The sequence below is a fragment of the Enterobacter sp. JJBC genome (genome assembly GCF_036936505.1).
Lineage (GTDB): Bacteria > Pseudomonadota > Gammaproteobacteria > Enterobacterales > Enterobacteriaceae > Enterobacter > Enterobacter hormaechei_C.
In genome coordinates this window covers 3,243,394-3,256,167 of record NZ_CP136935.1, presented here as the reverse complement: position 1 = coordinate 3,256,167, position 12,774 = coordinate 3,243,394, and the positions used below count along the sequence as shown (strand labels likewise).

At 55.4% G+C, this 12,774-nt stretch carries 12 protein-coding genes and 1 tRNA gene; 6 read left to right on the top strand and 7 right to left on the bottom strand.

From position 1 onward, the window contains the following. The first annotated feature begins 141 nt into the window (after positions 1–141). Positions 142–1,791, top strand: a complete 1,650-nt coding sequence (gene mqo, locus RY075_RS15665; protein ID WP_003859385.1) for a malate dehydrogenase (quinone) — start codon at positions 142–144, stop codon at positions 1,789–1,791. A gap of 134 nt (positions 1,792–1,925) precedes the next feature. Here the strand turns inward: mqo and eco are convergent, their stop codons facing one another. After that, positions 1,926–2,435, bottom strand: coding sequence for a serine protease inhibitor ecotin (gene eco, locus RY075_RS15660; protein WP_032609713.1), 510 nt, complete (start codon positions 2,433–2,435; stop codon positions 1,926–1,928). Positions 2,436–2,637: 202 nt separating this feature from the next. Here eco and RY075_RS15655 point away from each other — a divergent pair, with 202 nt between their 5' ends. Beyond that, the gene (locus RY075_RS15655) at positions 2,638–2,898 is read left to right on the top strand and encodes a DUF2534 family protein (RefSeq protein ID WP_006811332.1); all 261 of its coding nucleotides are present in this window, start codon (positions 2,638–2,640) and stop codon (positions 2,896–2,898) included. 66 nt (positions 2,899–2,964) lie between these two features. Here RY075_RS15655 and RY075_RS15650 read toward each other — a convergent pair. The 3 genes from RY075_RS15650 to RY075_RS15640 form a co-directional block, all read right to left on the bottom strand. After that, positions 2,965–3,041: transfer RNA gene (locus tag RY075_RS15650), tRNA-Pro, on the bottom strand. Between the two features lie 73 nt (positions 3,042–3,114). Beyond that, a complete protein-coding gene (gene yejM, locus RY075_RS15645) occupies positions 3,115–4,875 on the bottom strand; it encodes an LPS biosynthesis-modulating metalloenzyme YejM (RefSeq protein WP_003859380.1) in 1,761 nt (586 codons plus the stop codon). A gap of 19 nt (positions 4,876–4,894) precedes the next feature. Beyond that, on the bottom strand, positions 4,895–5,122 hold the full coding sequence (locus RY075_RS15640; protein WP_001135586.1) for a YejL family protein: 228 nt from the start codon (positions 5,120–5,122) through the stop codon (positions 4,895–4,897). 134 nt (positions 5,123–5,256) lie between these two features. On the opposite strand from RY075_RS15640, the gene yejK reads away from it, so the two are divergent. Next, entirely contained in the window at positions 5,257–6,264 is a 1,008-nt protein-coding gene (yejK, locus tag RY075_RS15635) for a nucleoid-associated protein YejK (RefSeq protein ID WP_017383403.1), read from the top strand. 51 nt (positions 6,265–6,315) lie between these two features. Here yejK and rplY read toward each other — a convergent pair whose 3' ends face one another. Beyond that, entirely contained in the window at positions 6,316–6,600 is a 285-nt protein-coding gene (gene rplY / locus RY075_RS15630) for a 50S ribosomal protein L25 (protein ID WP_003859376.1), read from the bottom strand. A gap of 125 nt (positions 6,601–6,725) precedes the next feature. Beyond that, entirely contained in the window at positions 6,726–8,486 is a 1,761-nt protein-coding gene (locus tag RY075_RS15625; protein WP_022651520.1) for a DEAD/DEAH box helicase, read from the bottom strand. A gap of 151 nt (positions 8,487–8,637) precedes the next feature. Here RY075_RS15625 and rsuA point away from each other — a divergent pair, with 151 nt between their 5' ends. The 3 genes from rsuA to RY075_RS15610 all read left to right on the top strand — a co-directional run bounded on the left by rsuA (position 8,638) and on the right by RY075_RS15610 (position 11,181). Further along, complete coding sequence (rsuA, locus tag RY075_RS15620; protein WP_045896180.1) at positions 8,638–9,345, top strand: 16S rRNA pseudouridine(516) synthase RsuA; 708 nt, start codon at positions 8,638–8,640, stop codon at positions 9,343–9,345. A gap of 15 nt (positions 9,346–9,360) precedes the next feature. Then, on the top strand, positions 9,361–10,560 hold the full coding sequence (locus tag RY075_RS15615) for a Bcr/CflA family multidrug efflux MFS transporter (RefSeq protein WP_003859373.1): 1,200 nt from the start codon (positions 9,361–9,363) through the stop codon (positions 10,558–10,560). Between the two features lie 276 nt (positions 10,561–10,836). Continuing rightward, the gene (locus tag RY075_RS15610) at positions 10,837–11,181 is read left to right on the top strand and encodes a YejG family protein (RefSeq protein WP_003859372.1); all 345 of its coding nucleotides are present in this window, start codon (positions 10,837–10,839) and stop codon (positions 11,179–11,181) included. A 3-nt stretch (positions 11,182–11,184) separates the two neighbouring features. On the opposite strand, the gene yejF is transcribed toward RY075_RS15610, so the two are convergent. Further along, a complete protein-coding gene (yejF, locus tag RY075_RS15605; RefSeq protein WP_058648613.1) occupies positions 11,185–12,774 on the bottom strand; it encodes a microcin C ABC transporter ATP-binding protein YejF in 1,590 nt (529 codons plus the stop codon).

The following is a 12,774-nucleotide window of genomic DNA, read 5'->3' as shown; positions in this document are numbered from 1 at the left end:
ACAAACAATCCATCATTAAATTTCACAATTACAATAATTTCGTAACCTTTAAACAATATTTAAAAGTTGCTACCGTGCCACCGCAGCGTGTTTCACCTGTAATTTCCACGCATCAAGCACTATTCAACTAAGGCATAAATGATGAAAAAAATGACTGCCGTGCTCTTTTCTCTGGCCGTGGGGCTGAACGCCGTCTCGCTGGCGGCGAAGGCTGACGCACCAAAAGAGCAGGAAACGGATGTCCTTTTAATTGGTGGCGGCATCATGAGCGCCACGCTGGGAACGTATCTTCAGGAATTAGAGCCGAACTGGTCCATGACCATGGTCGAGCGCCTCGATGGCGTGGCACAGGAAAGCTCTAACGGCTGGAACAACGCCGGGACGGGGCACTCGGCACTCATGGAACTGAACTATACGCCGCAGAAAAAGGACGGTTCCATTAGTATCGAGAAGGCGGTAGAGATCAACGAAGCGTTCCAGATCTCACGTCAGTTCTGGTCTCACCAGGTGAACAGCGGTGTGTTGCACAATCCGCACTCCTTCATCAACACCGTACCGCACATGAGCTTTGTGTGGGGCGATCAAAACGTCAACTTCCTGCGCGCGCGCTACGCTGCCCTGCAACAGAGCACGCTTTTCCGCGGGATGAAATACTCTGAAGATCACGCTCAAATCAAAGAGTGGGCGCCGCTGGTCATGGAAGGCCGCGATCCGAACCAGAAAGTGGCGGCGACCCGCACTGAAATTGGTACTGACGTTAACTACGGTGAAATCACCCGTCAGCTGGTGGCCTCTCTGAAGAAAAAAGAGAACTTTAACCTGCAACTCAGCTCCGAAGTGCGTGGTTTCAAGCGCAATGCGGATAACAGCTGGAGCGTGACCGTTGCCGATCTGAAAAACAACGAAGCCGAGCATGTCATTAAGGCGAAGTTCGTGTTTATCGGTGCGGGCGGCGCGGCGCTGAAACTGTTGCAGGAGTCCGGTATTCCGGAAGCGGACGACTACGCCGGCTTCCCGGTTGGCGGCCAGTTCCTGGTGTCGGAAAACCCGGAAGTGGTTAACCGTCATCTGGCAAAAGTGTACGGTCAGGCCTCTGTGGGCGCACCACCGATGTCGGTTCCCCATATCGACACCCGCATGCTGGACGGTAAGCGTGTAGTGCTGTTCGGGCCGTTCGCCACATTCTCCACCAAGTTCCTGAAAAACGGTTCCCTGTGGGATCTGTTGAGCGCGACCACAACGTCAAACGTCAAGCCAATGATGGACGTGGGGCTGGATAACTTCGATCTGGTGAAATACCTGATTAGCCAGGTGATGCTCTCTGATGAAGAACGCTTCGAGGCGCTGAAAGAGTACTATCCGCAGGCGAAGAAAGAAGACTGGCGTCTGTGGCAGGCAGGTCAGCGTGTGCAGATCATCAAACGCGATCCGAAAGAGGGCGGCGTGTTGCGTCTGGGTACCGAAGTGGTAAGCGATAAGGATGGCACCATTGCCGCGCTGCTGGGGGCATCTCCGGGGGCGTCTACCGCTGCGCCAATCATGCTGCACCTGATGGAAAAAGTGTTTAAGGACAAAGTATCCAGCCCGGAATGGCAGGCGAAGCTGAAAACCATTATTCCATCCTACGGTACGAAGCTGAACGGTAACGTTGAGGCCACGGAACAAGAGCTGGAATACACCAGCCGCGTTCTGCAACTGCAATACGTCAAACCGCAGGCTGCGGATGCTGCGCCAAAGGCAGAGCTGAAGCCTCAGGCGGAAAGCAAGCCGGTAGCGGATATCGCGCTGTAAGATAAACGCAAAACGGTAACATCCGTTACCGTTTCTAGTGTTTTCTCCCTCTCCCTGTGGGAGAGGGTTGGGGTGAGGGCGCCAGAACGCACCCTTTCCAGGTCGGGTAAGCGTGAGCGCCACCCGACTTATTTTTAACGAACTACCGCTTGTCCTACCGTCTCATCCGCCTTCCATACGCGATATTTCACATCCACGTTTTCCGGCGTATATACGACGATCGGCAGCTTGCTGTTATAGCGCAGCAGACTGTTATCGCCCAGATACGCGGTAATAAATTTCTTCTCTTTCTTGCCGTCCGGGCACGCCATCATGGTGGAGACTGGCGAGGTTACTTTGTCGAAGACATAGTAGTCATAGCCCCAGCCTTCCAGCGTTTTGCTTTCCAGCTGGCCGCCCAGGCGATGCTGGTTGCAGTCCACTTCCAGCGTCTGGCCGATTAACAGCTCAACTTTGAAATTTGCTTCATCCTGCTGAGCCGGGAGCTGAATAACCTGGCGCTTCATCCCTTTGTCCGCTTGCGGATACGGAGCAACTTTTTCCAGCGGCTGCTCTTTCTGGGTTTCGCTGGCGAAAGCACTGCTGCTGGCGCACGCAGCGGCGATGAGGGCGATGGCAAATTTAGGTGCGTTTTTCACTGTCATTCCTTTTTGTTAAAACGATCCTGGAAAGACTAACATAATATACGTGAATGGTTGGCGTAATTTACTCACATTTTCATTTTAAACGGAGTAATGCACTGCTTTTGTGTTCTTTTATTGGTGTTTAATGCTGTAGTGGAGTCGGTGCGGCGATCGTGTTATTTTACGCGTTAATTATTGTTATTTATCTGTAAAGGGAGGAGAGATGGTACGGGAAAAACTGAAGACACCTGAAGGCCGCAAGTTCCTGCTGGCGTTACTGGTTGTGTTTATGATTGCTGCTGCATGCGTGGGGCGAGCAACCATTGTCGGTGTGATTGAGCAGTACAACATCCCGCTCTCTGCCTGGACAACCAGCATGTTTGTCCTGCAATCGGCGATGATCTTTGTTTACAGCCTGGTGTTCACCGTGCTGCTGGCGATTCCGCTGGGGATTTTCTTTCTCGGTGGGCGTGAAAAACACTAAGCATTGCGCATGCGGAGACAGGCAATAAAAAACCAGCCATAAGCGGCTGGTTTTTTTGTGTAGTTTTGGTCGGCACGAGAGGATTTGAACCTCCGACCCCCGACACCCCATGACGGTGCGCTACCAGGCTGCGCTACGTGCCGACGCATAAAAGGAATACTACTCTATTCCTTTTTGAATGCAAGGGGCAAGCAACGCTAACTGATTCATAAATAATCAGTTAGCGATAAAGCGCTTCTCGTCTGTCAGCACCTGCAACAGCAAACTGAGCTGCGGTTTCTGGTCTTTCAGCTTCTCACCTTCGAGGCTATACGTCTGGTAATTGCCGTTGCTGTTCAACACCAGGGACAACGTCGGTGTGGTCACCACCAGCGTGTTTCCGCCAGCAGCCGTGACCCAGTTATGACGCCGCGTGGCGCTAAAGAGGTCTTGGCCCTGCGAGTACTCAATTGCCGGTGTGCTGACGTGCAGCAGCCGCTGCATTAACGTGGTCATGACGTCTTTATGGTCGGTCAGCATGTTGATGCGCTGCGCGGGAGTGCCCGGCCAGTGGATCACCAGGGGAACATGCAGGTTCGGACGTGACCACTCCATGCCCTTCGCCTCGTCGCCGAGCGGCACGCCATGCCCCGCCGTGATAATCACGACCGTATTATCCAGCTTGCCCGCGTCGCGCAGGGCGGTCAGCACGCGGCCGATCTGCGCATCAACATCGCCCGCCGCACGGCTATAGCGGCGCGCGAAGCCTTTCTGATTGCTGTCATCAAGCGTTGTGCCGTTAAACGCAACCCAGGAGAACCAGCGGTTATCTTCCTGCGCATAGCGCTTCAGCCAGTCTATCCACTGGTCAGCGGTCCGATCGTCAGACTGGCTCTGCGCGGCGGGCAGTGAGAAATCAGACAGCAGCGCCTGGCGGTACAGCGAGCTGTTGAAACCATCAGAGGCGAACAGCCCCAGCTGGTAGCCCTGCTGATTAAGCCCGGTAATCAATGCCGCCGGAATACGGGCCGACAGCACGCCGTCCATATAGCTCGGTGAAATGCCATAGAACAGGCCGAAAATACCCGCGTCGGTCGAATTACCGGAGCTCATATGCTGAGTGAATACGATATTGTTCTCAGCGAATTCAGCCAGCGCTGGCATCTGCTTCTCATAGCGGGAATAGTTCAGGCCATCGACGGTAATCAGCAGCACGTTCTGACCGCGCCCCATGTCGCGATATTTCAGATCGCTCAGGGGATACTGCACGCTGACCGCTTCCGGATTACCCTGTTCGACCAGACGACGCTGATACTCCTGCGCGTCCAGCAGGCCGTGTTTTTCGAGGAAACGACGCGCCGTCATCGGATAGGAGAGCGGCAGGTTTGCGCGTTGCATGGTAATCGGGCGGTAGAAGTTCGCATCTGCCCAGATATACATCAGGTGCGAACCGATAAATGAGGCGAAAAAGAGCGCCGCGACGGGCTTCGCATAATGGCGGCGTCGGGTCAGACTGCGGAGTTTTTGCCAGCTCCACGTGGCGAACAGCATTTCGATCAGCAGGATAATCGGCACGCTGATAAACATCAGCTGCCAGTCGCGCGCGGTCTCGTTCTGATCCGGGTTAATCACCAGCTCCCAGACGACAGGATTCAGGTGCAGGTGGAATCGGGTAAAGACTTCGCTGTCGATCAGCAACAGCGTCATGCCCGCCGTTGCAAGAATGGCAGACAGGAAGCGCATCAGCCGCTGCGACATGACGATAAACGTTAGTGGGAACAGGATCAGCAGATAGGTGGCGAAGACCAGAAAGCTAAAGTGACCCACAAGGCTCATCCACGAGTAGACGCGCCCGGTTAATGTGGTTGGCCAGTCCGCCACAAACAGATAACGGCAGCCGAGCACCATCGCCAACAGAATGTTGAACAGGGCAAACCAGTGCCCCCAGCTGACCATCTGGGAGACTTTTTCACGGTAGCGCTGACGATTCGTCACCATAAACTGTTGTTCGTTTCCCTTAGTGTGCCTGGTCGTCGCTAACGGAGGACTGCAAAGCCTGGGCGAAAGATTTGGCGATCGCCTGACGCTGAGCCGGAGCAACGCTGGTATTGATCAGGTTGGTAACCATATTTCCCAAAACCATCAGGGAGAGATCGGTTGGCGTTTTATGTTTTTCCAGTACGTTGACCAGCTCACTGAGCAGTTGTTCAACGTGTTCGTCACTGTAGCGGGAATGTTGTGGCATAAATCAAAATCAGTTTGTTGAGAGAAGGGCGACATATTACCGTAGCAACAGCTTTTTTTCCCCTTTTTTATCTTCTGTTGCACACATGCGTTGGTGGTGGTTGAATACCGCCCGGTCTAAAAGGAGAGTTTATCATGAGTCTGGAAATCAACCAGATTGCCTTGCACCAGCTTATCAAGCGTGATGAGCAAACCCTTGAAGTGGTGCTGCGCGATTCGTTACTGGAACCAACGCCTACCGTTGTCGAGATGATGGCGGAGTTGCATCGCGTCTACAGCGCGAAAAATAAAGCCTATGGCTTGTTCAGCGAAGAGAGCGAACTGGCGGATAGCCTGCGCCTGCAACGTCAGGGCGAAGAGGATTTCCTGGCATTCAGCCGCGCTGCTACTGGCCGTCTGCGTGACGAACTGGCGAAATATCCCTTCGCCGATGGCGGTATCGTCCTGTTCTGCCACTACCGCTATCTGGCGGTAGAGTATCTGCTGGTCACCGTGCTGAATAACTTAAGCAGTATGCGCGTGAACGAGCAGCTGGATATCAGCTCAACGCACTATCTGGATATCAACCATGCGGATATTGTGGCGCGTATCGATTTAACCGAATGGGAAACCAACCCGGAATCGACGCGCTACCTGACCTTCCTTAAAGGTCGCGTGGGCCGCAAAGTGGCCGATTTCTTTATGGACTTCCTCGGTGCCAGCGAAGGGCTGAATGCCAAAGCGCAGAACAAAGGTCTCCTCCAGGCGGTGGATGACTTTACGGCTGAGGCGCAGCTTGATAAATCTGAGCGTCAAAACGTGCGTCAGCAGGTTTACAGCTACTGCAACGAGCAGTTACAGGCCGGGGAAGAGATTGAGCTGGAGTCGCTGTCCAAAGAGCTGGCAGGCGTCAGCGAAGTCAGCTTCCAGGAATTTACCGCGGAAAAAGGCTATGAGCTGGAAGAGAGCTTCCCGGCGGATCGCAGTACGCTGCGTCAGCTGACGAAATTTGCCGGTAGCGGCGGTGGGTTAACCATTAACTTTGATGCCATGCTGCTCGGGGAACGTATCTTCTGGGACCCGGCCACCGACACGCTGACCATTAAAGGCACGCCGCCGAATCTGCGCGACCAGCTTCAGCGTCGCACCTCAGGCGGTAAGTAACAGCCATAAAAAAACCCCGCAAACGCGGGGTTTTTCTCGACAGGTTTGCGATTACGCGCGAACGAAGTCGATGTGAGTCAGTTTTGGCTTGAACGCGTGACGCTGAACAGCCTGAACTTTCACTTTTTCTTCTTTACCGCCAACAACGATGGTCAGAACTTCGCTGTAGAACTCAGCTTTGGTCTGCATGTTCCATACTTTGTCGTGATCCAGTTCAATAGCAACTGGAGCAGCTTCGCCACCGTAAACGATAGCCGGGAACTTGTTTGCGGTACGCAGGCGGCGGCTCGCACCCTTACCCTGCACGTTACGTACTTCTGCTTCGATAGTGAACATTGATTTCTCTCTGTATTTAAAACCCTACTACAGGCGACCCAGCAGCAGGTGAGTGTTCTGCCTCACGGATGTGAAGCGGGCGGCATTTTATACTCAAATGGCTCGCGCATCAACGAAAAGTCCCGTTAACCGCGCAATTCGTTTGCCCGGCGAAAGCGTCCTTCATAGTCAAAGACCTTCTCACGTACCTGCCAGAACTGCCCTTTTTTGCGGGCGACAACAAAATCAGGATGCCGCAGCAACGCCTGCTGGCGCACGATATCGGCAACGGTTAGCCAGCGCAGCGGTACGCCAGGCGTGCGGGTATGCGGGCGGATAAAGAGCTGCTCGAACGCGGTGCGCTGGGCGGACGTCTGGACCCGGAACCGCTCGCTGACGTCTGCGCCATCCTCGTCGTAATAGGTGATTTTTAGCCACTCGCCTTTTTCATCCGCGCCGGGTTGTAAGGCCATGCCGGAACAGCGCAGCACCAGCGCATCCTTTAGTTTCAGCGCTGCTTTCAGCATGTCGTCCGGGTCGACCAGGACCGTGTCGCACTCCCGACAGCGGCGGGCGGCAATGTCGTTTTCAGCGTTGCACTGCGGGCAGTTTTTGAAGCGGAAGCGGAAATCACACTGTTCGCGATGGCCTTCATCGTCTTCAAACCAGCCCTGACAGCGGCGGCCAAAATGTTCAATCAGCGTGCCGTCGGCGGTGGTTTTCCCCCAGAAGGTGTTGGCAAACCCGCAGGCAGGGCAAAAAACCTGAACGGGAACGTTGTCGCTCTTGCCTTTTGGCGTGCCTACTTCTGGCGAATAGAGATCGTGCGGGTTACCGGCGTAATCAAGGATCAGACAGTCGGTTTTGCCCGGCGCCAGACGCAGCCCGCGGCCAACAATCTGCTGATACAGGCTGACGGATTCCGTCGGGCGAAGAATCGCAATCAGGTCGACGTGCGGGGCGTCAAAGCCGGTGGTTAGTACGGAGACATTCACCAGATAGCGGAACCGCTGAGCTTTGAAGTCCTCGATCAGGCTGTCGCGCTCCGGGCCGGGGGTTTCACCGGTAATTAACGCCGCGTCGTCGGCGGGCAGCAGCCCCGTAATTTCGCGCGCGTGTTCGACAGTGGCAGCAAAAATCATCACCCCTTTGCGCGTTTGTGCGAACTCTTCAATCTGGCTGATGATATGGGGCGTGATCCGCTTCTGTTTTTTCAGCTCATGGTTAAGATCTGCCTCGCTGAACAGCCCGTTGCTCTGCGCCTGTAAGCGGCTGAAATCGTACTGAACGACGGGCATATCCAGCCGCTCCGGCGGCGTCAGGTAGCCGTGCTTGATCATGTAGCGCAGCGGAAGCTCATAGATACAGTCGCGGAACAGGGCCTTTTCATCGCCACGCACCATGCCGTGATAATGAAACTGATAAATCCAGCCCTTGCCCAGACGAAACGGCGTGGCGGTGAGGCCAAGCAGACGGAGGTGAGGATTCACCTTTTTCAGATGAGTGAGGATTTGCTGATACTGGCTGTCGTCGTCATCGCTGATGCGGTGACACTCATCGACAATCAGCAGGGAAAACTCGCTGCGAAACAGTTCCAGGTTGCGCGCGACGGACTGTACGCTGCCAAACACCACTTTTCCGTGGCTCTCTTTGCGCTTCAGTCCGGCGGCAAAAATGTCGGCCTCCAGGCCGAGCGCGCAATATTTGGCGTGGTTTTGCGCCACCAGCTCTTTGACGTGCGCCAGCACCAGCACGCGTCCGCGGGCCAGGCGCGCCAGTTCGGCAATCACCAGGCTTTTGCCGGCTCCGGTCGGGAGTACGATGGCGGCGGGCTCCCGATGCTTGCGAAACCAGGCGAGGGTGGCATCAACGGCTTCCTGCTGATAGGGGCGTAATGTGAACGTCATGGCTTCTCTATTCAGTTAACTCGCATATAGTATGCCACGAAACTTTTTCCCTTGAGTGGCGCAACCAGACCATTATACTGAACTGTTTCTGACTGCTTCTTTTTCGGACGCGTAGTCCGACTTCCAGCACCATTAAGGCTAAAAAGATTTCATGCGACTTGATAAGTTTATCGCTCAGCAACTCGGCGTAAGCCGCGCTATTGCCGGGCGTGAAATTCGCGCCAGCCGCGTAACCGTGGACGGCGACATTGTGAAAGACAGCGCTTTTAAACTCCAGCCTGAGCACCAGGTGGAGTATGACGGCAACCCGCTGACCCAGCAGAATGGCCCGCGCTACTTCATGCTCAACAAACCGGAAGGTTACGTCTGTTCAACGGACGATCCGGATCACCCGACGGTGCTCTACTTCCTCGACGAACCTGTGGCGCACAAGCTGCATGCGGCAGGGCGACTGGATATTGATACCACCGGCCTGGTGCTGATGACCGATGACGGCCAGTGGTCGCATCGCATCACCTCCCCGCGCCATCACTGTGAGAAAACCTATCGGGTGACGCTTGAGTCTCCGGTCTCGGATGACACGGCAGAGCAGTTCGCAAAAGGCGTTCAGCTGCATAATGAAAAAGATCTGACCAAACCGGCGGTGCTGGAAATCATCACTCCAACCGACGTGCGCCTGACCATCAGTGAAGGCCGCTATCACCAGGTGAAACGGATGTTTGCCGCCGTGGGCAACCACGTTGTGGGGCTGCATCGTGAACGTATCGGCGCGATTGCACTCGATCCAGACCTGGCGCCAGGGGAATATCGCCCGCTGACGGAAGAAGAGATTGCCAGCGTCGGGCTGCCTTCACGCTAAATTCAGGAGAACCCTGTGACCACCAGGCCACACTCGTCGTTTAAAATCGTATTTATCCTTGGCCTGTTGGCCATGCTGATGCCGCTGTCTATCGATATGTATCTGCCCGCGCTGCCGGTGATTTCCGCGCAGTTTGGCGTACCGGCAGGCAGCGCACAGATGACGCTCAGCACCTACATTCTTGGTTTTGCGCTCGGCCAGCTCTTTTATGGCCCAATGGCAGACAGCCTGGGGCGTAAACCAGTTATTCTGGGGGGGACATTGATATTTGCCGCGGCGGCGGTGGCCTGCGCGCTGGCGCAGAGTATCGATCAGCTGATTGTGATGCGTTTCTTCCATGGTCTGGCGGCGGCTGCGGCAAGCGTGGTAATTAACGCGCTGATGCGCGACGTCTACCCGAAGGAAGAGTTCTCACGCATGATGTCGTTCGTCATGCTGGTCACGACAATTGCGCCGCTGGTCGCCCCCATGGTGGGCGGGGCGGTGCTGGTTTGGTTCAGCTGGCATGCGATTTTCTGGATCCTGGCGATTGCCGCGCTGCTGGCCTCGGTGATGATCTTCGTCTTTATCGATGAAACGCTGCCGGTCGAGCGACGACAGAAGTTCCACGTTCGCACCACGCTTGGCAACTTTGCCTCGCTGTTTCGCCATAAGCGTGTGCTCAGTTATATGCTTGCCAGCGGCTTCAGCTTTGCCGGAATGTTCTCGTTCCTGAGCGCGGGGCCGTTTGTGTACATCGAACTGAACCATGTGTCACCCCAGCATTTTGGTTACTACTTCGCGCTGAATATTGTGTTCCTGTTTGTGATGACCATTATCAACAGCCGCTTTGTCCGGCGGGTTGGGGCGCTGAATATGTTCCGCGCCGGGCTGTGGATCCAGTTCGTGATGGCTATCTGGCTGGTATTGAGCGCGTTGCTGGGCGTCGGTTTCTGGGCGCTGGTGGTGGGCGTGGCGGCGTTTGTCGGCTGCGTGTCGATGGTTTCATCCAACGCGATGGCGGTGATCCTCGACGAATTCCCGCATATGGCGGGTACCGCCTCGTCGCTGGCAGGAACGTTCCGTTTCGGGATTGGCGCGATAGTCGGGGCGCTGCTCTCGACGGCAACGTTTAATACCGCCTGGCCGATGCTGTGGGCGATTGCCCTCTGCGCGACCTGCTCCATTCTTTTTTATCTTTACGCCAGCCGGCCGCGAAAGACGGCGCATAAATGACCACTTAAGGCCCGATACGGGCCTTTTTGTTGACCCATATCAACCAACCCTACGTTCGTTTACCCTGTGTTTGTTTCTTTTATGTAAAATCTATTTATGTAAAAAGTCACATCATTGTATTTAAAAAGGTTGAGTTAGATCGCAGAAACGGGTACATATAGCGCCGACGCGAGCCTGCAACGCCTATAAAATCCGCTAAACAGTGCAGGTTGTCGATGATGTGTTACTATAAATGTAAATAAATTGTGAAGTAAATTTGCTTCCGGGGATCTGAACGTGAATACATTACAACTCTCCATTGTCCATCGCTTGCCCCAGAGCTATCGCTGGTCGACGGGTTTTGCAGGTTCGAAAGTTGAACCGATTCCGCAAAGCGTTGCCGGGGAGGATAATTGCCTGGTGGCGCTCAAACTGCTCAGCCCGAGCGATGAAAATGCGTGGCCGGTTATGGAACGTCTCAGCCAGGCGCTGACGGACATCGAAGTGGACAGCTCCGTGCTGGAATGCGAAGGTGAGCCGTGCCTGTTTGTTAACAGCCAGGATGAGTTTGCCGCCACCTGTCGTCTGAAAAACTTCGGCGTGGCCATTGCCGAGCCGTTCTCCGGTCAATACCCTTTCTGAGTGCTAGTCAGCGGACAATAGCTGGCGCGTGTAATCCTGCGTCGGCGCGGTGAATACGCGCTGGCACTCTCCCTGCTCCACGACTTCTCCCTGCCGCAATACCACCACCTGATGGCAAAGCGCACGCACCACCTGTAAATCGTGGCTGATAAAGATATAGGCCAGCCGATGCTTTTCCTGTAGCCCCTTCAGCAGCGCCAGAATTTGCGCCTGCACGGTGCGGTCCAGGGAAGAGGTTGGCTCGTCCAGCACGATCAGCTCCGGTTTCAGGATCAGCGCGCGGGCAATCGCTATACGCTGGCGCTGTCCGCCAGAAAACTCAGCCGGATACCGGTGCCGGGTCTCGGGATCTAAACCCACTTCCTCCATCACCCGCTTCACGTCGATTTCACGCTGTTGCGCCGTCATTGTCGGCTGGTGGACGCGCAGGCCCTCTTCAATAATCTGTAATACGCTCAGGCGCGGGTTAAGCGAAGAGTTTGGATCCTGAAATACCACCTGCATCCGCGGGCGGACAGGAAGCATCATCCGGCGATTCAGGTTTTGCAGCGGCATGCCGTCAAAGACAATGCTTCCCTGAGAGGCGATCAGGCGCAGCAGCGCCAGGCCAGTGGTGCTTTTGCCCGAGCCGGATTCGCCCACAAGCCCAAGCGACTCGCCCGGACGCAGAGCGAAACTCATGTCTTTCAGGACATGATTGTGATCGACCACGCGACGGAGAATGCCTTTGCGGATCGGGAATGACACCGACAGCCCCTCAACCCTCAGCAACGGCGCGCAGTCAGCGTTAAGCGGAACCGGGTCGCCAGCGGGTTCGCTATCGAGCAGGCGCTGTGTATACGGGTGCTGAGGCGCGCTCAGCAGGACGGATGCCCGGTTCTGTTCCACGCAGCGGCCGTTTTGCATCACGGCCACCGTGTCAGCAAGCTTTTTCACGATGCTCAGGTTGTGCGTAATGAACAACAGGCTCATTTTCAGCTCGTCGCGAAGCTCGCGCAGCAGTTGCAGAATTTGCGCCTGCACCGTGACGTCCAGCGCGGTGGTGGGTTCATCGGCAATCAGCAGTTCGGGGCGCGTGAGCAGGGCCATTGCGATCATCACGCGCTGGCGCTCGCCGCCGGAAAGCTGGTGCGGGAAATCGTTCAGCCGTTTCGCCGCATGACGAATACCGGTGCGTTCAAGGCAGTCCAGAATTTCACCCCGCGCTGCCTCTTTACGCATTCCCCGATGAAGGGACAGCACTTCATAGAGCTGTTTTTCCAGCGTATGCAGAGGGTTGAGCGACACCATCGGCTCCTGAAAAATCATGGCGATGTTATTGCCACGAATGCCGCGCAGGGTTTGCTCGTCAGCGTTCAGCAGCGATTGTCCATGGAACAGAATATCCCCCTGCGGATAGCTGACCGGCGGGGAGGGGAGCAGGCGCAGCACCGAAAGTGCCGAGACGCTTTTACCGGAACCGGATTCCCCGACCAGCGCCAGCGTCTCTCCGCGCTGGATCTGCAACGATAAATCCGTCACTACCGTGCGTGATTCGCCCTGCTTTGAAAACGCAATCGACAGGTTTTCTATGCTCAGAAGAGGCCGGGTCAT

Coding starts and splice junctions, on each gene's coding strand:
- mqo (WP_003859385.1), top strand. CDS start 142: ATGAAAAAAATGACTGCCGTGCTCTTTTCTCTGGCCGTGGGGCTGAAC.
- eco (WP_032609713.1), bottom strand. CDS start 2,435: ATGACAGTGAAAAACGCACCTAAATTTGCCATCGCCCTCATCGCCGCT.
- RY075_RS15655 (WP_006811332.1), top strand. CDS start 2,638: ATGGTACGGGAAAAACTGAAGACACCTGAAGGCCGCAAGTTCCTGCTG.
- yejM (WP_003859380.1), bottom strand. CDS start 4,875: ATGGTGACGAATCGTCAGCGCTACCGTGAAAAAGTCTCCCAGATGGTC.
- RY075_RS15640 (WP_001135586.1), bottom strand. CDS start 5,122: ATGCCACAACATTCCCGCTACAGTGACGAACACGTTGAACAACTGCTC.
- yejK (WP_017383403.1), top strand. CDS start 5,257: ATGAGTCTGGAAATCAACCAGATTGCCTTGCACCAGCTTATCAAGCGT.
- rplY (WP_003859376.1), bottom strand. CDS start 6,600: ATGTTCACTATCGAAGCAGAAGTACGTAACGTGCAGGGTAAGGGTGCG.
- RY075_RS15625 (WP_022651520.1), bottom strand. CDS start 8,486: ATGACGTTCACATTACGCCCCTATCAGCAGGAAGCCGTTGATGCCACC.
- rsuA (WP_045896180.1), top strand. CDS start 8,638: ATGCGACTTGATAAGTTTATCGCTCAGCAACTCGGCGTAAGCCGCGCT.
- yejF (WP_058648613.1), bottom strand. CDS start 12,774: ATGACCCGGCCTCTTCTGAGCATAGAAAACCTGTCGATTGCGTTTTCA.